16 protein-coding genes are annotated in these 23,175 nt (G+C 72.9%); 5 read left to right on the top strand and 11 right to left on the bottom strand.

The genetic code is table 11. The features are described from left to right. Positions 1 to 59: 59 nt before the first annotated feature. Positions 60 to 1,280 carry a hypothetical protein gene (locus ACY34I_RS29310; protein ID WP_462758280.1) on the top strand — a complete coding sequence of 407 codons (1,221 nt, stop codon included), beginning with the start codon at positions 60 to 62 and terminating at the stop codon, positions 1,278 to 1,280. A gap of 41 nt (positions 1,281 to 1,321) precedes the next feature. On the opposite strand, the gene ACY34I_RS29305 is transcribed toward ACY34I_RS29310, so the two are convergent. The 7 genes from ACY34I_RS29305 to ACY34I_RS29275 form a co-directional block, all read right to left on the bottom strand. Beyond that, positions 1,322 to 2,377, bottom strand: coding sequence for a dihydrodipicolinate synthase family protein (locus ACY34I_RS29305; protein ID WP_462758278.1), 1,056 nt, complete (start codon positions 2,375 to 2,377; stop codon positions 1,322 to 1,324). Between the two features lie 8 nt (positions 2,378 to 2,385). Then, positions 2,386 to 3,402, bottom strand: a complete 1,017-nt coding sequence (locus ACY34I_RS29300; protein ID WP_462758277.1) for an NAD-dependent epimerase/dehydratase family protein — start codon at positions 3,400 to 3,402, stop codon at positions 2,386 to 2,388. Positions 3,403 to 3,509: 107 nt separating this feature from the next. Beyond that, the gene (locus tag ACY34I_RS29295) at positions 3,510 to 4,391 is read right to left on the bottom strand and encodes a Gfo/Idh/MocA family protein (RefSeq protein ID WP_462758276.1); all 882 of its coding nucleotides are present in this window, start codon (positions 4,389 to 4,391) and stop codon (positions 3,510 to 3,512) included. 55 nt (positions 4,392 to 4,446) lie between these two features. Then, positions 4,447 to 5,460, bottom strand: a complete 1,014-nt coding sequence (locus ACY34I_RS29290; RefSeq protein WP_462758275.1) for a hydroxyacid dehydrogenase — start codon at positions 5,458 to 5,460, stop codon at positions 4,447 to 4,449. Between the two features lie 55 nt (positions 5,461 to 5,515). Then, on the bottom strand, positions 5,516 to 6,409 hold the full coding sequence (locus ACY34I_RS29285) for a carbohydrate ABC transporter permease (protein WP_462758274.1): 894 nt from the start codon (positions 6,407 to 6,409) through the stop codon (positions 5,516 to 5,518). Then, on the bottom strand, positions 6,406 to 7,299 hold the full coding sequence (locus ACY34I_RS29280; RefSeq protein WP_462758273.1) for a carbohydrate ABC transporter permease: 894 nt from the start codon (positions 7,297 to 7,299) through the stop codon (positions 6,406 to 6,408). Before ACY34I_RS29280 ends, ACY34I_RS29285 begins: the two co-directional genes overlap by 4 nt. Before the next feature lie 62 nt (positions 7,300 to 7,361). Further along, positions 7,362 to 8,603, bottom strand: a complete 1,242-nt coding sequence (locus ACY34I_RS29275) for an ABC transporter substrate-binding protein (RefSeq protein ID WP_148801422.1) — start codon at positions 8,601 to 8,603, stop codon at positions 7,362 to 7,364. Positions 8,604 to 8,750: 147 nt separating this feature from the next. Here ACY34I_RS29275 and ACY34I_RS29270 point away from each other — a divergent pair, with 147 nt between their 5' ends. Both ACY34I_RS29270 and ACY34I_RS29265 read left to right on the top strand, forming a co-directional pair. Next, on the top strand, positions 8,751 to 9,998 hold the full coding sequence (locus ACY34I_RS29270; protein WP_462758272.1) for a Gfo/Idh/MocA family protein: 1,248 nt from the start codon (positions 8,751 to 8,753) through the stop codon (positions 9,996 to 9,998). 54 nt (positions 9,999 to 10,052) lie between these two features. Next, on the top strand, positions 10,053 to 12,023 hold the full coding sequence (locus ACY34I_RS29265) for a hypothetical protein (RefSeq protein WP_462758270.1): 1,971 nt from the start codon (positions 10,053 to 10,055) through the stop codon (positions 12,021 to 12,023). Between the two features lie 204 nt (positions 12,024 to 12,227). Here the strand turns inward: ACY34I_RS29265 and ACY34I_RS29260 are convergent, their stop codons facing one another. Beyond that, positions 12,228 to 14,264, bottom strand: a complete 2,037-nt coding sequence (locus ACY34I_RS29260) for an outer membrane protein assembly factor BamB family protein (protein WP_462758269.1) — start codon at positions 14,262 to 14,264, stop codon at positions 12,228 to 12,230. A 92-nt stretch (positions 14,265 to 14,356) separates the two neighbouring features. Next, the gene (locus tag ACY34I_RS29255) at positions 14,357 to 16,627 is read right to left on the bottom strand and encodes a hypothetical protein (RefSeq protein WP_462758268.1); all 2,271 of its coding nucleotides are present in this window, start codon (positions 16,625 to 16,627) and stop codon (positions 14,357 to 14,359) included. Between the two features lie 186 nt (positions 16,628 to 16,813). Between ACY34I_RS29255 and ACY34I_RS29250 the strand changes: the two genes are divergently transcribed. Next, positions 16,814 to 18,733 (top strand): NHL repeat-containing protein, encoded by a 1,920-nt coding sequence (locus ACY34I_RS29250; RefSeq protein ID WP_462758267.1) that lies wholly within the window; start codon positions 16,814 to 16,816, stop codon positions 18,731 to 18,733. Positions 18,734 to 18,788: 55 nt separating this feature from the next. Here ACY34I_RS29250 and ACY34I_RS29245 read toward each other — a convergent pair whose 3' ends face one another. Then, on the bottom strand, positions 18,789 to 20,825 hold the full coding sequence (locus ACY34I_RS29245; protein ID WP_462758266.1) for a hypothetical protein: 2,037 nt from the start codon (positions 20,823 to 20,825) through the stop codon (positions 18,789 to 18,791). Between the two features lie 343 nt (positions 20,826 to 21,168). On the opposite strand from ACY34I_RS29245, the gene ACY34I_RS29240 reads away from it, so the two are divergent. After that, positions 21,169 to 21,597, top strand: a complete 429-nt coding sequence (locus tag ACY34I_RS29240) for an archease (protein ID WP_462758265.1) — start codon at positions 21,169 to 21,171, stop codon at positions 21,595 to 21,597. 10 nt (positions 21,598 to 21,607) lie between these two features. Here ACY34I_RS29240 and ACY34I_RS29235 read toward each other — a convergent pair whose 3' ends face one another. Beyond that, positions 21,608 to 23,029, bottom strand: a complete 1,422-nt coding sequence (locus ACY34I_RS29235; RefSeq protein WP_462758264.1) for an RtcB family protein — start codon at positions 23,027 to 23,029, stop codon at positions 21,608 to 21,610. Between the last annotated feature and the right edge of the window lie 146 nt (positions 23,030 to 23,175).

The raw sequence follows: 23,175 nt of genomic DNA, 5'->3' as shown, positions 1-23,175 counted from the left end.
ACCGGCCCTGACCGTAATCTGGTGCCGAGTGCCAATGCAACCCCCCAAAGGAGGCGCTGGTGAGCATCGTGATCGGGGTCGTCGGACCGCACGACCTCGTCGACGAGGTGGCCGCGACCTGCGAGGAACAGCCCGGCGTCTCCGCCCGGCGGCTGGACTACGACCACGAGTCGCAGGCCCCGGCGATCGTCGAGGCGCACGCCGGCCAGGTGGAGGCGTGGCTGTTCACCGGGGTCGTGCCGTACACGCTGGCCCGGGAGGCGGAGGTGCTGACCCGGCCGGCGACCTTCGTCGACTACACCGGGGCGACGCTGTTGCAGGCCGCCGTCCGGCTGCTGCGCGCCGGTCACGACGTCACCCGGATCTCGATCGACACGCTCACCGGCGCCGACGTCAGCACCACCTTCGCCGAGGCGGGCCTGCCGGTGGACCGGGTCCGCTCGCTGCCGTACCGCAGCGGGCTGAACTCGGCGGACGTGGTCGCCTTCCACCGGCGGCAGCGGCGGGCGGGCGCCGCGGTGGCGGTCACCTGCATCAGCTCGGTGCACGAGGCGCTGCGCGACGAGCTGCCGGTGTTCCGGCTGGCTCCGTCGAACCACTCGGTCCGCACCGCCCTGCGGCAGTTGCTGCTATACGCCAGCAGCCAGGCGCAAGAGGACGCCCAGATCGCGCTCGGCCTGGCCTGCCTGCCCGACGGGGACAGCGGGCTGCTCAAGGAGGTGGCCGCGCTGGGCGGCACCCTCGCCCGGTTCGGCGGCGACACCCACCTGATCGTCACCACCCGCGGGCCGCTGCACGACGCCACGGCCGGCTTCACCGCGCTGCCGATGCTGCGCCGGCTCGCCGACCGGCACGACACCGTGCAGATCGGCTTCGGCCTCGGTCGCAGCGCCGCGGAGGCGGAGAACCTGGCCCGCCGCGCGCTGAGCCGGGCGCGGCGGGTGGGCGCCGCCGCCGCGGTGCTCTCCCTGCGCGGCGACACCGACATCGTGCTGGAGTCGACCACCGCGCCGCCGCCGGTGTCGGACGTGAGCCTGGCGGTCATCGCGCAGCGGGTCGGCCTGTCGGTGCCGACGCTGCTGCGGCTGCGCGAGGTGCGGCACGCGGTCGGCGGCGAGCCGCTGACCAGCCGGGAGGTGGCCGACCAGCTCAACGTGCAGCAGCGCACCGCCCGGCGGATGCTGCACCGGTTGGAGCTGGCGGGCCTAGCCGAACGGACCGGCAACCTGTCGTCGGGCACCAGCGGACGTCCGCTGACCCTCTACCGCCTGACCCTGTGAGCGCTACCGGGAGGCTCCCGCAGGAGCCTCCCGGAGCGACCTCAGGCCAACCACTCGTCGAGGTGGGCGGCCACGAACTCGTCGTCGCGCAGGTGCGGGTAGGCCCGGTGCACCCGGTCCAGCTCGGCGAGCTGTCCCGGCGACAGCTCCTCCGCCGGGTCGAGGCACCAGCGGCCGGCGAGCAGCCCCTGCCGGCGCAGCACCTCGTGGATGCCGGGGATGCAGCCGTGGTAGCCGTTCGCGGCGTCGAAGATGGCCGCGTTGGCGTCGGTGAGATGGCCGTCCAGGGTGAGCAGCCGGCGCAGCGCGGCGTCGTCGCCCGCGCGGGCGCGCCGGGCCTCGTCGAGCAGGCCGACCGCGGTCCTCGCCCACACCGCCCACTGCCCGAGCAGCCCGCCGACGAACTCGACCTCCACCTGCCGGCCGTCCACCATGATGCGGTGCGGGGCCACCAGGTCGGCGAGGATGTGGTCGTCGTTGCCGGTGTAGAGCGCCAGGTCCCCGTTGCGGCCGGCGGCGCACACCCCGTGCAGGACGTCCAGGGTGCGGTACCGGTCGAACGGCGCCACCTTGATTCCGACCACCGAGTCGAGCCCGGCCAGCCGGGCCCAGAACGCGCGGGACAGCTCCCGTCCGCCGACCGCCGGTTGCAGGTAGAAACCGACCACGGGCAGGACCTCGCCGACCGCGCGGGCCCGCTCGACGAGGCCGTCCTCGTCGAGGTCCGCGTACGGCGACAGGAGGACCATGTGGTAGCCGAGCGAGGCGGCCAGCTCGGCCTCGGCCACCGCCTGCGCGGTGGGTCCGCAGGCGCCCGCCACCAGGATGGCGTCCGACCCGGCGGCGGTCTCGGCGGCCAGCTCCAGCACCGGGGCGAGCAGGCCGACCTGCGGGTCGTGGATGGCGAACTGGGTGGTGTGCACGCCGACCGCGATGCCGCCGGCACCGGCGGCCAGGTAGTAGCGGGTCAACGCCCGCTGGCGCCGCTCGTCGAGCCGGCGTTCGGCGTCGAGGGCGAGCGGATGGGCGGGGATCACGCAGCCACGCCGGAACCGGGCCAGGGCCGACTGGTGCCGGGTGGTCGAAGCAGTCAACACGGTCTCTCCTAGAACTTGCCGTCGCGGCGCTGGAAGCCGGTCGGCTTGTCGAGCAGCGGCCGGCCGCCGGCGATCCAGTCGGCCGTCAGGTCGATCAGCTCGGCGACCGGCACGTCGGGGTAGCCGAAGAGCCGGTGGCAGAGCTGGGCGTTGGACAGCAGCGCGGTGGGGGCCTCGGTGCCGGTGAACACCGGCTCTCGGCCCAGCCGGGCGGCGAGGGCGGTGGCGGCCTGGCGGACCGAGACCAGCTCGGGTCCGGTCAGGTTCACCACGAACGGCGGCGTCGCGGTGTAGTGCAGGGCGCGCAGGGTCACCTCGTTGGCGTATCCCTGCCAGACGATGTTGGCGTGCCCCATGGTGAGGTCGACGGGCTGACCGGCGTGCACCGTGCGGGCGATGTCGACGAGGACGCCGTAGCGCATCTCGACGGCGTAGTTGAGCCGGATGAGGGCCAGCGGGGTGTCGTTGCGCTGCGCGAAGTGGGTGAGGATGCGCTCGCGGCCCAGGCACGACATGGCGTACTCGCCGACCGGGTCGAGCGGGGTCTGCTCGGTGCAGCCGGCGGAGGCGACCGGGACGAGCGGGTAGACGTTGCCGGTGCTGAGCGCCACCAGGCGCGACCCGGCGAAGCGCTGCGCGACCCGGCCCGGCAGGTAGGTGTTGGTCGCCCAGGTGGCGTGCTCGCGGCCCGCCGTGCCGAACTTCGCGCCGACGAGGAACACCACGTTGGCCGCGTCCGGCAGGGCCGCGAGGGCGGCGTCGTCGGTCACGTCCGCCTCGACCACCACGGCGCCCTCGCCGCGGAGCGCGTCGGCCAGCCCGGCCTCCGAGAAGCGGGAGACCGCGATGACGCGGGCACCCGTGCCGGCCGCGGCCACCCCGCGCAGGGCCAGCCGGACCAGGCTCGGGCCCAGCTTGCCGCCCGCTCCCAGCACCAGGATGTCGCCGTCGAGCTTGCGCAGGTCGTCCACCAGGACATCCCGCGGGCGCGACAGCCGCTCCTCCAGTTCCGCCACCGAACGCATACCACAAGCCCCTTCCGGATTAACGGTCCTGACCGTAACTTCCGGCGGAGAAGGTCGTCAAGGCGTGGTCGCGGTCGCCGCGCCGGGCTTCCCCGGCGGGCGGCCGATCAGAGCTGGGCGCGGGCCGCCGCGAGGACGCCCAGGACGGAACGGGTCTGCGCCCACGGCACCGGGCTCGGCGCGCCCTTGACCATGCCCAGGAACGCGTCGATGGTCGCGCCGTAGCCCAGCTCGTCGGCCCCGCCGCGCAGGTTGACCCGGTGCTCCCCGCTCGCGGTGTGCACGGTCACCTCGTACGACTCGCCCTGGCTCACCCCGAGCACCTCGACGACGCCCGGCACGCCGTCGTCCCACTGCACCGCCAGCAGCCCGGTGTCCTCGGAGCGCAGGGTGCGGTAGCTGCGGGTGGTGGCGGCGGCGCCGACCAGCCGCACGGCCGGGCCGAGCAGCGCGACGAGCAGTTCGACCCCGTGCAGGCCCATCATGACCAGCGTTCCGCCGCCCACGGCCGGGTCGTCCTGCCAGGGGTTGTAGCCGGTGGCCCAGAGGCCGACGTCGTGCCGGACGGTGGCGCGGACCGCGAGCACCTCCTCACGCGGCACGGCGAACGCGGCGAAGTCCGGGGCGAAGCGCAGCACCGAGGAGGAGAGCACCAGCTCCGGGCTGCGGGAGACCACCCGGTCGAGCCGGTCGAGCTGGTCCACCGTGGCCGCCGCCGGCTTGTTGACGAAGCAGGGCAGCCCGGCGTCGAGCACCCGCGCCAGCGCCTCGGGCACCGCCGACGTCGGCACAGTGAGCACCACCCCGTCCGGCCGGGTGGCCAGCAGCGCGGACAGGTCTGACGTCACCGTGGCGTCCGGGTGCTCCGCGCGGAACCGCGCCAGCCGCTGCGGGTCCGGCTCCCAGACCACGAGGTCGGCGTGCCGGCACAGGGCCTTGGCGTCGGTGTACGGGTGACTGGTGGCCAGTCCGGCAAGGGCGATCCGCATGGTCGCACAGGCTACTCAGCGCGCCACCGCAGGTCAGCGACGGGTTGTGCGGGTGTCAGCCCATGCTCGCCAGCTGCTCCGGGCGTACCTCGTGGCGCAGCGGCTCGCCGCGCCGGAACCGGTCGATCTCGTCGACCACGATCTCCCCGGCCCGCCGCCGCGACTCGACCGTGCCGGCCGCCTCGTGCGGCGTCAGCAACACATTGGGCAGCCGCCGCAGCGGATGGTCCACCGGCAGCGGTTCCTCGTCGAAGACGTCCAGCGCCGCGTCGATCCGCCCGCCGCGCAGCTCGGCCAGCAGGGCGTCCCCGTCCACCAGCGCCGCACGCGCGGTGTTGACCAGCAGGGCCCCGGTGGGCAGCAACGCGAGCTCCCGGGCGCCGAGCAGGCCGACGGTGGCCGGCAGCACGGGCGCGTGCAGCGACACCACCCGCGCGGAGCGCAGCAGGTCGTCCAGCCCGACCAGGGTCGCGCCGAGTTCCTCGGCCTCCTCGGCGGACAGGCACGGATCGGTGACGAGCACCCGCGCGCCGAGCGCCCGGACCAGCCGCAGGTACGCCCGCCCGGTGCGGGAGGCGCCGATCACGCCGACCACCGCGCCGCGCAGCTCCCGCCGGGGCGGCGCGGACTTCGCGGCCGACCAGGCGGCCCCGGTACGCAGCGCGTGGTCGAAGCGGTGCACCTGGTGCAGCAGGGCCAGGGTCAGCGCCAACGCCTGCTCCCCCACCGCGTACGCCATGGCGTCGCCGGCCTGGGTCACCCGCACGCCGCGGGCGAAGCTCTCCGGCGTGACGAACGGCTTCACCGAGGCGCCGGTGTGCGCGAGCAGCCGCAGCCGTGGGGCGGCGTCGAGCACCCGTGCCGTCAGCGGCGCGCAGCCCCATCCGCTGACCACCACGTCCGCGTCCGTCAGCAGGTCGGCCAGCACCGCCGGGTCGGCGACGTCGGCCCCGTCGGGCGGGAGGCGCACCGGACCGAGCGCGGCGAGCGCGTCCCAGCGCGTCCCGGGGAAGAACATCGACCGCAGCGCCGGCGACGCGGCCACGGCGACGCGCACCGCGCCGCTCACCCGATCGGCCTTCCGTTCGCGACTGCGAGGCTCCGCAGCGCTGCACTCCTCGCGCTCACCCCTTGATTCCGGAGGTGGTGACGCCCTCGGTGAAGTACCGCTGCCCAACGAGGTACGCCATGAAGATCGGCACGAAGGCGAGGACCGAGCCGGCGAGGAGCATGTTGAGCGGCACATTCTCCTGCTGCATCGAGGCGATGCCGGTGGTCAGGGTACGCATGTCGCTGCTCTGCCCGATGATCAGCGGCCACATGAAGTCGTTCCAGTGCCACAGGAACACGAAGACCCCGAGGGTGGCCAGCACCGGCTTGATCAGGGGCAGCACGATCGAGACGTACACCCGCAGTTCGGAGCAGCCGTCCAGCCGGGCCGCCTCGAAGAGCGAGTCGGGCAGCGAGGCGATGAACTGTCGCATCAGGAACACCGCCTGGGCGTTGGCCAGGGTCGGCACGATCAGGCCCCAGTAGGTGTCCACGCCGCCCAGCTCGGAGATGATGATGAAGGTCGGGATCATCGTGACGTGGTAGGGCACCATCAGCATGGCCAGGAACGACCAGAACACCGGTTCCTTGCCGGGGAAGCGCTTCTTGGCGAACGCGTAGCCGGCCAGCGACGACAGCAGCAGCACGCCGACCACGGACACGATCGAGTAGACCAGCGTGTTCCACGCCCAGCCCAGCATGCTCTTGGCGCCCAGCAGCCGGTCGTACGCCTCGGTGGAGAACGGCCAGGGCAGCAGACTGTCCGGGAAGGTGACCGGGCCGGTCGGTTTGAACGACAGCACGACCATCGTGTAGAAGGGGAAGATCGTCAGAAGCGCCGCGACGAACAGCAGCGCCGCCCGGGTGATTCGCCAGCTCCGGCTCGCCTGCTGCGGCCGGTGCGGCCGCCGGGGGCGCCTGGCCGTCGGTGCGGCGGGTGTGGCCGAGGGGACCAGGGTGTCGGTCACTCTTCCCTCCCCAGGGTCAGGCGCTGGATCAGCGCCACGATGACGGTCATCACGAACAGCGCGAGCCCGACCGCGCTGGCATAGCCCAGGTCGAAGTAGCGGAAGCCCTGCTCGTAGAGCTGGTAGACGAGGGTGTAGCTGGCGCGTACCGGCCCGCCGCCGGTCATCACGTAGACGATGTCGAAGACCTGGAACGACATGGTCGTCTCGATGATGGCCAGGAAGAACAGCGCCGGACGCAGCTGCGGCAGGGTCACGTACCGGAACCGCTGCCACGCGGACGCGCCGTCGCTGAGGGCCGCCTCCTCCAGTTCGGCGGGGATCTCCTGCAGCCGGGCGAGCAGGATGAGCATCCCGTACCCGAACCGGGACCACACCGAGACGAGCACGATCGCGGGCAGCACCAGTGTGCTGTCGGCGAGCCAGGACTCGGCCGGCAGGCCGAGCGCACCCATGAGCCGCGACCACGGTCCGTGCTCGGCGAATACCCAGGTGAAGACCACGCCGGCGAGGATGAGGCTGGTGACCACGGGCAGGAAGAAGATGGACCGGAAGAGCTTCACGCCGCGGAACACCCGGCGGGTCAGCAGCGCCATGCCGAGCGAGGCGACCATCGACAGCGGCACGGACAGCAGCGCGAAGATCACCGTCACCTTCAGGGCCGACCAGAAGGTGGGGTCGTCGATCAGCCGGCGGAAGTTGTCCAGGCCGACCCAGGAGGCGTCGCCGCCGATCGTGTAGTCGGTGAAGCCGAGCAGCACCCCGGCCACCGCCGGGCCGAACCGGAAGGCGACGAAGAGCAGCAGGCACGGCAGCACGAACAGCAACGCCGTGCCGGCCTCCCGCAGCGAGGGACGGCGCAGGCGCCGGCGGGCAGACAGGGTGACCACGTCCACACCTTTCTCGCTGCTCCTGGCGGGCGGGGGCCCACCAGGAGCAGCGTCACACGGGACTAGCCGAGCAGCGCGTCCGCGGCCTTGGCCGCGTCGCTGAGCGCCTGGTCGACGGACTTCTTTCCGAGCAGGGCGGCCTGGATCTCCGGGGCGAGCACGCCCTGCACATCCCGGGCCTTCTCGTGCAGCGGACCGACGGTGGTGACGCCCACGTACTTCTCCTGCTCACCGAGGACCGGGTCCCCGGCGAACAGCGTCCCCGCCGACTTCTTCGGGGAGAAGAAGCTGGACGCGGTGTCGTACTTCTTGGTGACATCGGCGCCGGAGGCGTAGGCGATCCACTCGCCCGCGGCCTTCTTGTCCTTCGCGCCCTTCAGCATGGCGAGCGAGCCGACGGTGCCGTACCCGATCTGCTTGGTCTCGGTCAGCGGCGGGAGGACCTTGATGTTCTCCTTGCCCCAGAACTGCTCCACCTCCTGCGGAGCCGAGTGCCACAGGCAGGCCACCTTGTTCTGGGCGATCCTGGTCTGCTCGGTGGGCGGCAGCGTGGTGAGCAGGGTCTTGTCCACGTAACCGCCGTCGACGAGTTGCTTGACGAAGGTGAGCGCCTTGCGGCCGGCGTCGCTGTTGAAGGCCACCGACTTGCCGTCCGGGCTGAACACGTCGCCGCCGGCCTGCCACAGCAGCGGGTAGAACGTCTGGTTCAGGGTGTTCTTCACGTCGCCGGGGTAGGCGGTGACGTCGTAACCCTTGGCCTTGAAGGCCGGCGCCATGGTGAGCAGGTCGTTCCAGGTCGCGGGGTAGGTCGTCTGGCCGACCGCCTCGAACACCTTCTTGTTGCACATCATCGTCACGGCACTGGTGAGGATGGGGGCACCCATCATCTTGCCGTCGATGGTCACCGACTTGACCACATTGTCGAGGTAGTCGCTCTTGGCCGCGTCGTCCAGGTAGGCGTCAACCGGCTCAATGTTGCGAGCGTACTTCGGCAGCTGGTCGGGGATGAGGTAGACGACGTCCGGGCCCTTGTTGCCGGCGATCGCGGTGGCCAGCGCCTGGTCGCGATTGGCCCACGGGAAGATCTCGGTCTTGACCTGGATGTCGGGGTGCTGCGCCTGGAACGCCTTGACAGTCTCGTCCCAGAAGGCCCGGTGCTTCGCCTCGTCGAAGATCACCGGGTATATCCACATTGTCACGGTCTTCTTGCCCGAGTCACCGGAGCCGGAGCCTCCACAGCCGGCGGCGGCGAGCGCGGCGACGAGCGCCACCGCGACGGCCGTCAGGCTCTTCCGAACACGCATCTCGCATCCTTCCAGGGGAGCTTGGTTCGCAGTAGGTTAACTTACGGTCCGGGCCGATACTAGGCCCGAGACATTTCAAGGTCGTATCGCCACTGCTCCGGCAACTACTGACCGTATCGACCCATATCCGTTATAGGGAAGGCTCGGATGACTGTCTCTCTGGCCATCGTCGGCGCGGGCAACCGCGGCGGCACCTACGCGGGATACGCGGAGCGGTTCCCGGAGCGCGCCCGCGTCGTCGCCGTCGCCGAGCCCCGGGCCGGCCACCGCGACGCGCTGGCCGACCGGCACCAGGTGCCGGCGGACCGCCGGTTCCCCTCCTGGCAGGCCCTCGCCGACCAGCCCCGGCTGGCCGACGCGGTGGTGGTGGCCACCCCGGACCGGGAGCACCTCGCCCCCGTCGCCCGGCTCGCCGCCCTCGGCTACGACATCCTGCTGGAGAAGCCGATGGCGCCGACGGAGCAGGAGTGCGACGCCGTCGTGGACGTGGCCCGGCGTACCGGGGTGCTCCTGACGGTCTGCCACGTGCTGCGCTACACGCCCTACACGGCGACGGTGAAGCGGCTGCTCGACGCGGGGGCGGTCGGCCGGATCGTCGGCGTGGACCACCTGGAACCGGTGGGCTGGTGGCACTTCGCGCACTCCTACGTGCGGGGCAACTGGCGTCGGGCCGACGAGTCCTCCTCCAGCCTGCTGGCCAAGTGCTGCCACGACCTGGACTGGCTGCGCTACGTGGTGGACGACGTGCCGGTGCGGGTCAGCAGCGTCGGCGCGCTGCACCACTTCCATCCCGGCAACCGGCCGGCCGGCGCCGCCGACCGCTGCCTCGACTGCCCGCTGCGGGCCACCTGCCCGTACGCGGCGGACCGCTTCTACGCCGAGTGCCTGGCCGACCCCGACCGGCACGTCTGGCCGTTGTCCGTGGTCACTCGGGACCTCAGCCCGGACGGGGTGCGGACCGCGCTGCGCGAGGGACCGTACGGCCGGTGCGTCTACACCGGCGGGAACGACGTGGTCGACCACCAGACGGTCACGGTGTCGTTCGCCGGCGGGGCCACGGCGACCCTGACCATGAGCGCCTTCACCCCGGGCGGCCACCGACGTACGCGCATCATGGGCACCCGCGGCTACCTGGAGGGTGACGGCGAGCGGGTGACGCTGACCGACTTCGTGACCGGAGAGACGTCCACGCTGGACACGGCGGCCGGCGGGGCGGACGCGGGGTCCGGCCACGGCGGCGGCGACCACGGGTTGATGGCCGCGTTCGTCGAGGCGGTCGGGACCGGCGACCGGTCCCTGGTGCATTCCGGACCGCAGGAGTCGCTCGACAGCCACCGGATGGCGTTCGCCGCGGAGCGCAGCCGACTCGCCGGCGGACTCCCGATGGACGTTTGATCTTCGATGGGTCGAGGATTACGGTGGGGGCCATAATCCAGGAAAGGACGGCCCATGGTTCTTCACCGACTACGCCGCGCCGCACCGCTGGCAGTCCTCACCACCCTGCTCGCGGCGGCCGCCGCGGCCCCTCCCGCCCACGCCGCCACGCCGACGGAGACCCTGGTCGGCGTGCCGCATCACAACCTCGCCATCTACGGCGCCACCTTCGGCTCCAGCCCCGACGGCGACTACGCGTACGCCGTCGCGCGGGGCACCACCGGCGCGCTGAGCGTCATCGACACCCGGACGGCCACCGTCATTCGGACCATGCCGTTACCAGGAGCGGGCGGCTCCTGGGGCGGCACGGTCATGCCCGACGGCACGGCCTACCTCGGCGCCGACAGCAAGCTCTTCCGCTACCGGCCCGGCGCCGCGAGCGTGGACGACCTGGGATCGCCGGTGCCCGGCGAGACGACGGCCTGGCGGCTGGCGAACGACGGGCGCCACGTCTTCGTCGGGACCTATCCCGGCGGCAAGGTCTACTCCTTCGACCACCGCACCGGCGAGGTACGCGACTACGGTCAGATCTGGCCCGGCGAGCAGTACGTGCGCAGCATCGCCGCGGCGAACGGCAAGCTCTACGCCGGTCTCGGCACCGTCGCCCGACTCGTCGAGATCGACATCGCCGCCGGCACGCGGCGGGAGATCCCGCTGCCCGAGCCGTACCGCGCCGAACAGTTCGTCTACGACCTCGACGTGTACCAGCAGACGCTGTTCGCCCGACTCGCCAACAGCAACCGGATGCTGGTGCACGACCTGCGGACCGGCGAATGGATCGCCGACCTGGGCACCAGCAACGGGCTCAACGTCTCGCCGCCGGACGCGAAGAAGAACGTCTACTTCGGCTCGACCAGCGGGCGGCTCATGGCCTACAACCTGGACACCCGCGCCCTCACCCCGACCGGCTTCACCGGATTCGGCACCGCCCGGGGCTACGGCTGGACGCACCTGGACGCGCAGGAGTGGCCGGGCCGGACGCTGGTCACGATCAACCTGAGCGGGGTGCTGTACTACTACAACCCGCAGACCGGGGCGCACAAGGTCGCGCCGTCCGGGGTGCCGGGGCTGCCGGCGCAGCTGCAGACGCTGGTGGCCGGCCCGGACGGCCGGATCTGGTCCAGCGCCTACCCCAGCGGGGGGATCACCGCGTACGACCCCGCCACCGGCACCTTCAGCGAGAACGCCGGCGCGCTGGGTCAGGCGGAAGGGCTGCGGTCCTACCAGGGCAAGATCTACGCCGGTGTCTACCCGGGCGCGAACCTGTTCGAGCTGGACCCGGCGAAGCCCGTCGTGCGGGGCAGCAATCCCCGGCAGTTCGGGACCCTGCGCAACGACCACCAGGACCGTCCGTTCGCCATCACCGGCGTCGGCGCACGCGTCGCCTTCGGGACCATCCCCGAGTACGGGCAGCTCGGCGGGGCGCTCTCGTTCGTGGACCCGGCGACCGGGGCGCAGGAGGTGCACCGCAACGTCGTGCCGGACCAGAGCGTCACCGCGCTGACCACCGTCGGCGACCTGGTGCTCGGTGGCACCGGTGTCTGGGGCGGTCTCGGCACCGTACCGACCCAGACCGAGGCGAGGCTGTTCCTCTGGGACCCGGCGACCGCGACGAAGGTCTGGGAGGGCGCCGCCATCCCCGGCGCGAAGGCGATCACCGCGCTGGTCGTCGCGCCGAACGGCCACGTGTGGGGGTCGACCGCCGGCACGCTGTTCGAGTTCGACCCGGTGAACCGTACGGTGCTCCGGACGCTCGAGGTGCAACCCTTCGACTGGAACGTCGACCACGTCTGGCGCAGCGACCACCTGGCGTTCGCCCCGGACGGCGCGCTGTGCGGCAACTTCCGGAACACTGTCGCGTGCGTGGACACCACCACGTTGGCGGTCGACCGGCTGGCCACCGGCATCGACGACGTGTGGACCATGGACGCCGACGGCGTCATGTACTACGCCCGGGGCGGTGAGCTCTACCGGCTCACCCGCTGAGCCCGGCTCGCGCGGGGGCGGGCGGCATGGCCGCCCGCCCCCGCCGTGCTGATGGCGCAACCGCCGCGGCGCAGGGCTGAGTCCGCCGCCGTCGGCGGCGCAGAACCGACGGGCAGGCCACGGGCGGGCGGATCGGCCCGCAGACGGCAACGACGGGGGCGAAGGGCCGAAGTCGCCGGCCTTCGCCCCCGTCGCGAGGCGGGTCTAGACGGTGGCCTCGATGAGGTCGAAGCCCTTCGTCCAGTACCGCCGGCCGGAGCTGTGCGCCAGGAACAGCGAGGTGCCGGTGGCGAGGGTCCGCACCTCCCCGGTGCGCGGGTCCAGCGAGAAGATGCGGCCGCCCGCGGCGCCGTGGAGCATCCCGGAGGCCGGGTGAAGCCGCAGGAATCCGTCCCGCCAGTAGTGGTCGAGCGCGCCCCAGTCGACGTCGGCCACGGCGGCCACGACCGACACGGCGCCGGTCGCGGTGTCGAGCCGGAAGATCCGGCCGCCCGTGAGTCCCCACAGCGCACCGTCCGCCCCGAAGGTCAGCGAGGAGACCGCCCGGTCGCCGGGCACGGGAGTCAGCTCCCACCGCTTCTCGCCGGTCGCCACGTCCACCGCGAACACCTTGCCGTCTGGGGCGGTGGGTGTGGCGCCGAGACCGCCCCAGACGCTGGTGCCGCCGTAGACCACGCCGTCCCGGTACGCCAACGAGATGACGCTCTGGTCGGCGACCACCTGGCGCCAGGTGCGGGCCGTGCCGGTGGCGGGGTCGTAGAGGCTGAGCACGCCGCCGAGGGTGCCGTAGGCGGGGACCGTGCCGATCGCCAGGTACTGGCCGGCGGACACCACCGCGAAGGGCCGGTCCTGCTGCTGCCGGCCCAGGTCGAGCACCACCCGGGGATTGGCGCCCAGCTGCCAGGGCCGCGCCGGGTCGTACTCGTGGATCTGCGCCCCGGAGTAGGTGCCCAGGTAGAGCCGGCCGGCGTGGCTGCCCATCCCCTCGACCTGTGGGAACGGCCGGTGGGTCGGCAGGAAGCGGCGGTTGACCGGATCGTAGGCGGCGAGCCCGCCCGACGGGTATCCACCGACGTACACCAGGCCGTCCGGGCCCTCGCCGAGGGACTGCGGGGTGACCGGCGCGCCGAGCAGAGCCGGCCGGGAGAGGGTGGTCTCGTCGCGGCGGGGGTCGTACCGGAGCACCACGCCGCCGTCGTCGACGCCGGCGAGCAGCCAGGTGTCGTCGCCGCCCCCGGGCAGCCAGCGGAGCGCGGTGCCGGTGCCGAACGTCTGGGTGCCGACGGTGCGGGCGGTGCCCGCGCGGGCGTCGACGGCGACCAGCGAGCCGGACACGTCCACGTAGGCCTCGCCCCGCGGCCCTGGGCCGGACGTGGCCCGCCCGAACCCCCCGATGCGCAGATCCGTCCAGGTCTGCGCGGCGAGGTTGTACGCGAACGTCATACCCGGTCCCTGTACCCGCACCAGCAGGTAGCGGCCGGCGACCTCCAGGTCGTGCACGAACCGGCCGGTGGGCTCGCCCGGCCGCAGCCCCAGGTCGCGGCGCTCCCCGGTCTTGATGTCGATCGCCACGACATGGGCCTCCGGCGCGGTGCCGGCGTAGATCGTGCCGCCGTGCACCACGAGAGCGCGCACGTACGCCTGGCCCGGCATCGCGGGTCCGTAGTCGCGGAACTGCCCGGTGGCGGCGTTCCAGGCGAAGACCCGGCCCTCGCCGCTGCTCGTCGTGTAGGTGCCGCCGTAGGCGTTGCCGTCCTCGTCGGTGTCGAGCGCCCAGATGAACGTCGTGTCCGGGGTCGGCCTGCCGAGAACCTCCACCGACGCGGCGCCGGGCAGCCGCCGGTAGAGGGTGCCGTTGGGGAAGCTGCCCGCGTACACGGTGCCGTCGGTGTGCCCGGCGACCGCCCAGCCGCCCTGCGCCCCGGGGAGCGGCAGTTGCCACCGCACCTCGTCGGTGCGCAGGTCGACCTCGGCGAGCGTGGCGGGGGCGCCGTTGACCGCCAGCCAGGCGCGGGCCGAGCCGTCGGGCAGGACGCCGATGTCGGCCCCCGGCGTGCCGACCGTGTAGTTGGGAATCTCGCCGACGTCGTCGACCGCCGGGTCGGCGGCGGCCGCGGGCGCCGCGGCGAGCAGGCTCCCGACCGGCGTGGCGGCGATCCCGGCCAGCGCGGCCGAGCGCAGCAGTTGTCGCCGGGTGGGGCTCACCGTGCGGGTGGGCGGGTCGGAGGGAACTGGGGTCACGGAAACCTCGCCTTTCGGATCGGGCGCCACGCGGATCGGGTCCGCGCAGCACGTCGGGTGACGCCCTCGCGCAGGCCGGCGTCGGTCGGCCGCTACCGGCTCACCCCGGACTGGCCGGCCGCTGCGACGATCGCGTCCTGCTCAGCGTCAGTGAGCACGCCGGCGCGCTCCAGTTCGGTGGTGACCTGGGCGACGTGCGCCAGGAAGGCGCCGTGCGTCGGCCAGTCCGCGTCGTCGTGGATCAGGTCGTTGACCGTGCAGCCGTTGCTGGCGTAGCGGTTGGCGACGCCGGAGTCGACAGCGCCGGTGTGCACGGTGGGTCGCAGGTCCGAGTGCGGGCAGGCGTCCGCCTCCGGCACGTAGCGCAGCAGGTGGGAGCCGTACTGGACGGCGCGGTTGGCCGCCTTGACCCCGTTGCGAAACCACAGGTCGCCCCGCGCGTCCTGGGTCAGCCGGTAGGTCTGCGCGTCGCGGATGACCCGTACCGCCTTCGACAGCGGGTCGATCTTCAGCAGGTACCCGTCGAGCGAGGCGTAGACGTGCTCGTCGGCGGCGCTGACCACCAGTTGGTCCTGCACCCCGGAGTAGTCGCCCGGCACGTCAAAGCGGTGCGTGACGGCGCCGGTGGCGGGATCCAGGACGAACACCTCGCCGTCGGCGAGGCCCCAGATCATGCCGTCCGGTCCGGCCACCAGCGAGGTGATCGCGTCCGCGCCGGGCACCGGAATGTACTCGGCGGTCTTCTCGCCGGCGGTCAGGTCGGCGGTGAACACCTTGGCCTCGGTGGCCTTCGGCGCCGTGCCCCCGCCGCCGCTGATCGTGGTGCCGCCCCACAGCCGGTCGCCGACCACGACCAGGGAGATCACGCCCTGGTCGGCGACGATGTCCCGGTGGGTGGTGCGGGCGCCGGTCGCGGTGTCGTAGACGGTCAGGGCGCCGCCCCACAGCCCGTAGTCCGGGGTGCTGCCCACGTAGAGGCGGGATCCCGCCGAGGCGAAGGCGATCGGGCGGTTCTGTCCGTCCGGCTGCAGCCGGAACAGCTCACGCGGGTTGGTGCCGAGCCGGTACGGGCGGGTCGGGTCGTACTCCAGCACGCCGCCGTACGGGTACACGCCCTGGTACATCTTCCCGCCGTGCCAGCCGAAGCCGTCGGCCTGCCCGAGCCGGCCGAGGTCGGTGGGCTTGCCGGTGGCGGGGTCGAGCACCGCCAGGTTGCCGTTGATGTAGAGGTTCGTGTAGATCCGGCCGTCCGGGCCGGCGCTGATGTTGTTGATGTCCAGGGCCTGCGGCGGGAACGGCAGCTTGTAGCGCTCGTTGGCGCCGGTGGCCGGGTCGTACCAGAGCGCGTCGCCGGCGTAGTTGCCGATGGCGGCGTAGAGCCGGCCGCCGAGGAAGCCGAAGCCGACACCCGCTCCCCCGGCCACCACCGGTTTGCCGGCGGCGTCCCGGACCGGCCCGTACGTGTCGGTCGGCATGTCGTAGCGCCACAGTTCGGTGCCGGAGGTGAAGTAGACGGAACGGCCGTCCGGGGCGAGCACCGAGGTGCCGCGCGAACCCATGGTGAACCCGTCGGCGAGGATCGCGCCGGTGTCGGGGTCGAGCACGAGCGCCTCGAGCTTGCTGCGCTTGACGAAGAGCTTCCCCCCGACGAGGTTGACGTCGTACGGGTAGCTGGGGTCGCCGCGCAGCCCCGCCGGCCAGATGTCGCGCTTCTCTCCGGTGGTCAGGTCGAGGCGGACGAGGTGGCCCCGGCTGCCGACCGCCGCCCAGAGCACACCGCGCGCCGGGTCGACGGCGACGTCGCTGACGTACTGCTCGCCGGCGTACATCGGGCCGTGGTCGCGGAAGCCCTCCTGTGGGGAGTAGGAGAAGACGTGCGCCCCGGGATAGGTGCCGCCGTAGACGCGTCCGTCGGCGCCCGGGCGGAGACCGTAGAGGACGGTCTGGCCCGGCACCGGCGCGCCCAGGTCGACGGTGGCCCGGGTGTCCGGGTCGTACGAGTAGAGGTGGGCGTTGGGGTAGCTGCCCGCGTAGACCGTGCCGTCGGCGGACTGGGTGATGCCCCAGGCGCCGGAGGAGTCGGGCAGGTAGGCGGTGTCCAGCAGCTCGCGGGTCACCGGGTCGGTGACGCTGAGCACGCCGGGGGATCCCATCTGGACCGCGTAGGCGACCGGACGACCGCCGGGCCCGGTGCCGTAGTGGGTCTCGAAGACGGTGAGCGCGGTCTGCTGGACTCCGAAGTCGGTGACCGCCCCGGGCTCGGGCGCGGCCGGGGCGGCGGCCGCCGCGGGACCGGCCGACAGCAGGGCCGCGCACAGCGTGGCGACGAGGGCGGGCAGCAGTGTTCGGCGGGACGACGACAAGGGCGGACCTCCCAGGTGCGACGATGCCGGGCACTGTATTACGGACGCAGCCGGAATTCCATAGGTGGGGTTGAATCACTGTCCGATGCCGCCAATCTCCCGGTGGGACTCGACAGCACAGACGGGCCGTGGTGGGCTGTCGGTGATTAGAGTCATGGCCGAAACTCGTCCGATCTGGAGGTTGAGTTGCGTCGTACCGCCCTGACCGCGGCCCTCGTGCTGGCCGCCGCCACCCTTGCGGTCCCCTCGGGGCCCGCGTTGGCCGGGAGTCCACCACCCGGCACCGTCACCGACCTCGGGCCGGCCTCCGAGGTCACCTCAGTCAACGGTGCCGAACTGGTCGACGGCACCATCTACACCGCCACCGGCGGGGTCTCGCCGATCGTGCTGGGCGGCTACGACCTGGCCGCGCAGCGGGTCACCAAGCGCTACGAGCTGCCCACCGGCGGCGGCGCCTGGGCCACCACGGCCGTCGGCACCGACCTGTACGTCGGCACGTACGAGCCCGGTGACCTGTACCGGGTGGACACCAGCGGCACCGCCGTCACCAAGGTCGCCGACGTCTCCCCCGACCGGTACATCTGGGCCCTGGACACCGCACCCGACGGGGTCGTCTACGGCGGCACCTACCCCGGCGGCCGGGTGTTCTCCTACGACCCGGCCACCGGGGCGCAGCGCGACTACGGCGTCGCGGTGCCGGGAGAGCAGTACGTCCGCAGCATCGCGGTCGACGCGACCACCATCTACGCCGGCGTCGGCGCGCACGCCCATCTGATCGCGATCGACCGGGCCACCGGCGCGAAGCGGGAGATCCTGCCGCCGGACTTCGCCGACCGCACCTTCGTCGGCACCCTCGCGCTGGAGAACGGCGTCCTCGCGGCGGCGCTCTCCCCCACCGGCACGATGCTGCTCATCGACACGGCGGATCCGTCCCGGTACGAGGTCGTGCAGACGCCGGACAGCTTCATCACCGCCATCGAGATCGACGTCGCCCGGAACGACGTGTACGTCGGCACCCGCCCGTCCGGCACCCTGCGCCGGTACGACCGGGACACCAAACAACTCTCCACCCTGGCCGTCCCGTACGACGGCGCCTCCTTCGGACGGTTCTTCGTCACCGGCGACCAGTTGCGCGGCGTGGTAACCAACAGCGTGGTGACCTACGACCTCACCACCGGGGAACTGACCGGCGTGGACCTGACCCAGGCCGGCATGCCACCGGCGCCCGAGCTGGCCATGGCCATCGCCACCGACGGGCCCCGGGTGTACGTCTCCGGCAAGGCCGGCGTCCAGGTGCACGACCTCGTCGCCGGCACCTCCACCCGCCGCTTCCTGCCCGGTGAGGCCAAGGCCATGACGCCGATCGGCGACGAGATCTGGATGTCGGTCTACACGCTGGCGTACCTGTTCCGGATGACGCCGGACGGTGCGCCACGACGGGTGACCGCGTTCGGCAACGAGCAGACCCGGCCGCTCGACGCCACCTGGGCGCCGTCGAAGAAGCTGCTGGTCGTCGGCACCGAGCCCGACTACGGCCGGTACGGCGGCGCCGTGGCGCTGTACGACCCCCGCTCGGGGGCGCTGGACGTGCACCGGGACGTCATCGCCGACCAGTCGATCCGCGCGGTCGCGGTCAAGCACGGCACGGCGTACCTGGGCAGCAGCGTCAACAACGGTCTGGGCACCACGCCGCGGGCGACCGAGGCCCGGCTCGCCGGGTTCGACCTCGCGACCAGGACGAAGACCTGGGAAACCGTCCCGGTGCCCGGCGCGAAGCAGATCGTCGACCTGGTCGCGACCGGCAACCGGGTCTACGGCCTCACCGACACCGGCGTGCTCTTCGCCTTCGACCCGGCGACCCGGCAGGTGGTCGCCACCACCACCGTGCGCCCCGGCGCGGGCACCCTGGTGCAGGTCGGCTCGGCGATCTACGGCACCACCGGCAAGGACATCTGGCAGCTCGACGCCGCCACCATGACCGTGCGCCCGTTCGTGACCGGGCTCGACGCCGAGTGGTACGCCGGCTCGGCCCTGCTCACCGCGGCCCCGGACGGCTCGGCGCTCTACGCGCTGCGCGGCCGCGACCTGGTCCGGATCCAGCTCTAGGCACGGCGGGCCGGTGCCCCCGAGCGGGTCACCGGCCCGTTGCCGTGCCGCGGGCTCAGCCGGAGACGGTCACCCGGTACAGCTGCGGCCCGTCCCCGAGGAACAGCCGCCCGTCGGGGTGTACGGCGAGGAACTCCGCCGGTCGGTCCAGCAGCAGGGTGGCCGCGCCGGTGGACGCGTCCACCCGGAACAGCGACTGCCCGGCCACGAGCGCGTAGAGCAGGTTCCGGTCCGCGTCGTAGCCCAGCCGTGCCCGGCTCCCGGACACCCCGGGGGCGAGCTGGACGCGCCGGACGACGGACCTGGCGGCGACGTCGACGGCGAACAACTGCCCGCCGGCGAGCCCCCACAGCAGTCCCGACCGGTCGACCGCCAGCGCCGGGATCGCCGTCGCGCCCGGCACCGGGGTGAACTCGAAGGCCTTGCTGTCGCTGCCGACGTCCCAGCCGAAGAGCCGCGCCTCGGTCTGCGTCGGCCGGGGCACGCTGTAGCCGCCGTCGATCGAGGTGCCGCCCACCACCAGCCCGCCGGCCTGGGCGAGGCTCACGATGGACGAGTCGGTCACCACCGGCCGGTGCACTGTCGCCGCCCCGGTGGCCTTGTCCACGATGACCAGCGCGCCACCGAGGGTGGTGTTGGGCATCGTGCCGTAGGCGACCTTGTCCCCGGCGTCGGTGAGCGCCCGCGCCCGCACCTGGTCGGCGGACTTCAGGTCGACGAGCTTCACCGGGTTGTCGGGCATGCCGGGCAGCCCCGGGGAGTATTCGGGGCTGCTCCACGACCGGCCCAGGTCGTAGCGGTAGAGCCGGGAGTCCGGGTAGGCCCCCAGGTAGACCTGCCCGCCGGTCTCCAGCAGGCTCTCCACCTGCGCGAAACGCTGGAAGGTGGGTGTGCCGGTGTCGGGGTCGACCCGGGCGAAGCCGCCGTTGAGGTAGCCACCGACGTAGACGGTGCCGGAGGCGCCGGCGTGCAGTGACGCGAGCGGAATCGGCTCGCCGGGCACGTCGGTGGACACCACGTCCGCCCGACCGGTGACCGGGTTGTAGCGGAACATGTCGCCGCGCCAGAGCAGGCCCACCAGGGTGCGGCCGGGCCATCGGGGGTCGGCCAGGGTCACCCAGCCGATGCCCCGGTTGTTGACCACCCGCCCCGGAAAGACCAGCGGGGTATCGGTGAACCTCCGGGTGCCCGGGTGGTATCCGGTGAGTCGGCCGGCCCGGGTGAGGTAGACCAGGCCACCGGGGCCGGGCGCGGAGACGTCCAGTCCGGCGACGCCGTCGATCAGGTCGGTCCACTGTCCGGCCTGGATGTCGTACACCCCGAGGGTGCCGATGGTGGCGGAGCCGAAGCGGGCGTACAGCCGGCCGTCGTAGGCGTTGAGGTCGTACACGGTTTGTCCGGCGCCGCTGCCGATCCCGGCCGGCAGCGGCAGTTCCCGCCGCTCCCCGGTGCTCTTGTCGATCTCGAACAGGTGGGCGTCCGGCTGGGTGCCGGCGTAGACCTTGTCGCCGGCCACGGCGATGCTGCGCACGTACTGCGCGCCTGGCAGCACCTGGCCGTAGTCCCGGGTCTCCCCCGTGCCCGGATCGAACGCGAAGACCCGGGCGCCCGGGAAGGTGCCGCCGTAGACCACGCCCGCCTCGTCGACGGCGAGTCGCCAGAGGTACGTCTCCGACGGCAGCGGTCGGCCCAGGTTCTCCACGGGACTGTCCGGACCGGGCCGGCGGCGATAGAGGTCGCCCGTGCTGTACGCGCCGACGTAGATCGTGCCGTCCGGCGCGGCGGCGACGGCGTACGAGCCGGGCGCGCCGGTCAGGTCCTGGGTGGAGACGGTCCGGCCGCTCGCGGGGTCGATCGCGGCGAGCCGGGCCGGCTCACCGGAGACCGCGGACCAGAGCACCGGCGCACCGGTCGGTCCCGGGGCGACGGTCCCGCCGATCAGCAGCACGTCACGCAGCGGCACACCGAGGGGGTCGACCGTGACCGTGGGTACGGCGGCCGACGCCACGCCGAGCGCCGCCGGCGCGGCCGACAGGGCGGGCGCCGCAGTGACGGTGGCGGCGTAGCGGATGAACGTACGACGGTCGGTCATGGGCGCCTGCTTTCCGACGGGGCCGCCGGAGACGCCGGCGGCGGGATTACGGAGATGGCCATAGGGCGGTGACGGCAAAAGGGCCGTGATTGCTGCCGGTGGCCAGGCCCGCACCTGGGTTTGAAAGGCGACGCTCGGCCCGGTTACGGTCATGGCCGTAACCAGCCTAGGGTCGGCGATCCATTGGCGTCAACGCCATGCGGCTGGTCCGGCGTCCGTGATCGCCGGTCGGTCGAAGCGCCCGCGCCGGCGGCCGTCGTCACGTACCGTGGCAGCGGCACCACCGTGCCCGCCGCGACCGCATGCGGCGCGGTGGCCGTCGGGGTCGGCATGGGAGCGAAAGATGAGCAGACGACCGGCGCGAGGGCACCGGAACGTGCCGCACACCGCCGACGTGCGGATCGAGGCGTGGGCGCCCGACCGGGAAAGCTGTGTGGCCGAGGCAGTGGCCGCGATGCTCGACACCTTCGTCGACACCGCCGGCGCGGACGCGGCCGCCGAGACCGAGTTCGCCGTGCCACCCGACGACGACCAGGACATGCTGGCCGCCGTCCTCGACGAGGTGATCTTCCGGCTCGAGACGGCGGGCGTGCTGCCGCTGGCCACCGACGTACGCGCGGCCGACGGCGGCGGGCTGCTGGTGCGGTGGTGGACGGTGGACGCCGACGCGGTGGAACTGGTCGGCGCGGTGCCCAAGGCGGTGGCCCTGCACGAGCTGCGCTTCGGCCCGGATCAGGACGGCTGGTCCTGCGCGGTGACGCTGGACGTCTGACGGCCCCGGGTCAGCCCTTCGCCACGCCGAGCGGGACGAGCCGGGCCACCCGCCGGCAGAGCCCGGCCCCCTCGGTGGCCTCGATGACGGCGGTGATGTCCTTGTACGCGGTGGGCATCTCCTCGGCCAGCCCCTTCCGGGACTTACCCCGGACCGCGATGTCCTGCGCCTCCAGCTCGCGGCGCGGATCGTGCCCCCGCACCGCCTTCGTGGCCTGCTTGCGGCTCTGCGTCCGGCCGGCCCCGTGGCAGGTGGAGGCGAAGGCGGGTGCCCCCGGCGTGCCGACGAGCACGTACGAGTCGGTCCCCATCGACCCGGGGATCAGCACAGGCTGCCCGACCGGGCGCAGGTCGTCCGGCAGGCCCGGGTGGTCCGGCGGCAGCGCCCGCGTGGCGCCCTTGCGGTGCACGCAGAGCCGCCGCTGGTCGCCGTCGACGCCGTGGGTCTCGATCTTCGCGAGGTTGTGCGAGACGTCGTACACCAGGTCCAGGTCGCCGCCGGTGATCCGCTGGAACACCTGCCGGGCCGAGTGGTGCAGCAGCTGTCGGTTGGCCCGGGCGTAGTTCGCCGCGGCGGCCATCGCGCCGAGGTAGGCGCGCCCCTCGTGGGACGACACCGGTGCGCAGGCCAGCTGCCGGTCGGGCACGTGGATGCCGTACCGGGGCATCACCTTCTCCATGGCGTGGATGTAGTCGGTGGCGATCTGGTGCCCCAGCCCCCGCGACCCACAGTGGATCATCACGCAGATCTGGCCGGCGCGCAGCCCGAATGCGCTGGCCACCGCCTCGTCGTAGACCTCCTCCACCGCCTGCACCTCGAGGAAGTGGTTGCCGGAGCCGAGGCTGCCGACCTGGCCGGCGCCGCGCTCCACCGCCCGCTCGCTCACCTGGGCCGGATTCGCGTCGCCGACGGCGCCGTAGTCCTCGCACCGGTCCAGGTCCCGCTGCACGCCGTAGCCGCGTTCGACGGCGTAGCGGGAGCCGCCGCGCAGCATTGCGTCCAGCTCGCCCCGGTCGTCCAGGTGCCACACCGCGCCCTTGCCCATGCCGCGCGGGGTGGCCTCCCCGAGGCCGTCCATCAGCGCCTCCAGGCGGGGCCCGCGCAGCTCGGCGCGGTCGAGGTGCGCGGCGAGCAGCCGTACCCCGCAGGAGATGTCGAAGCCCACGCCGCCGGGCGAGACGACCCCGCCCGCCTCGACGTCGGTGGCGGCGACCCCACCGATCGGGAAGCCGTAACCCCAGTGGATGTCCGGCATGGCGTACGAGGCGCCGACGATGCCGGGCAGGGTGGCCACGTTCGCCACCTGGTCCAGCGACTTGTCGGCCCGGGCGTCCGGCAGCAGCGACCGGGACGCGAAGATCACCCCCGGGACCCGCATCGGGTCATGCCGGTCGATCCGGAACCGGTACGGCGACTCCTCGACCAGCTCCATGCTCGCCGGGCTACCCCGCTGCGGGGCAGTTACACCCGGTCTGGTGGAGATCGCCGCGTCCGGGTGGTGCCGGAGCATGCCCCAGCGATACGCGGCTCAGCCCACCACAGCATCGTGTGTTGGAGATAGGGTGCCGCGCTCCGGGT

The sequence above is a fragment of the Micromonospora sp. RTBAU3-60 genome (assembly GCF_054963695.1).
This window is presented reverse-complemented; position numbering and strand designations above follow the sequence as displayed.

Bases quoted from the DNA above. Each gene is read 5' to 3' on its own strand.
- ACY34I_RS29300 (WP_462758277.1), bottom strand. From the start codon at position 3,402: ATGCGTTCGGTGGCGGAACTGGAGGAGCGGCTGTCGCGCCCGCGGGAT.
- ACY34I_RS29295 (WP_462758276.1), bottom strand. From the start codon at position 4,391: ATGCGGATCGCCCTTGCCGGACTGGCCACCAGTCACCCGTACACCGAC.
- ACY34I_RS29275 (WP_148801422.1), bottom strand. From the start codon at position 8,603: ATGCGTGTTCGGAAGAGCCTGACGGCCGTCGCGGTGGCGCTCGTCGCC.
- ACY34I_RS29270 (WP_462758272.1), top strand. From the start codon at position 8,751: ATGACTGTCTCTCTGGCCATCGTCGGCGCGGGCAACCGCGGCGGCACC.
- ACY34I_RS29265 (WP_462758270.1), top strand. From the start codon at position 10,053: ATGGTTCTTCACCGACTACGCCGCGCCGCACCGCTGGCAGTCCTCACC.
- ACY34I_RS29245 (WP_462758266.1), bottom strand. From the start codon at position 20,825: ATGACCGACCGTCGTACGTTCATCCGCTACGCCGCCACCGTCACTGCG.
- ACY34I_RS29240 (WP_462758265.1), top strand. From the start codon at position 21,169: ATGAGCAGACGACCGGCGCGAGGGCACCGGAACGTGCCGCACACCGCC.
- ACY34I_RS29235 (WP_462758264.1), bottom strand. From the start codon at position 23,029: ATGGAGCTGGTCGAGGAGTCGCCGTACCGGTTCCGGATCGACCGGCAT.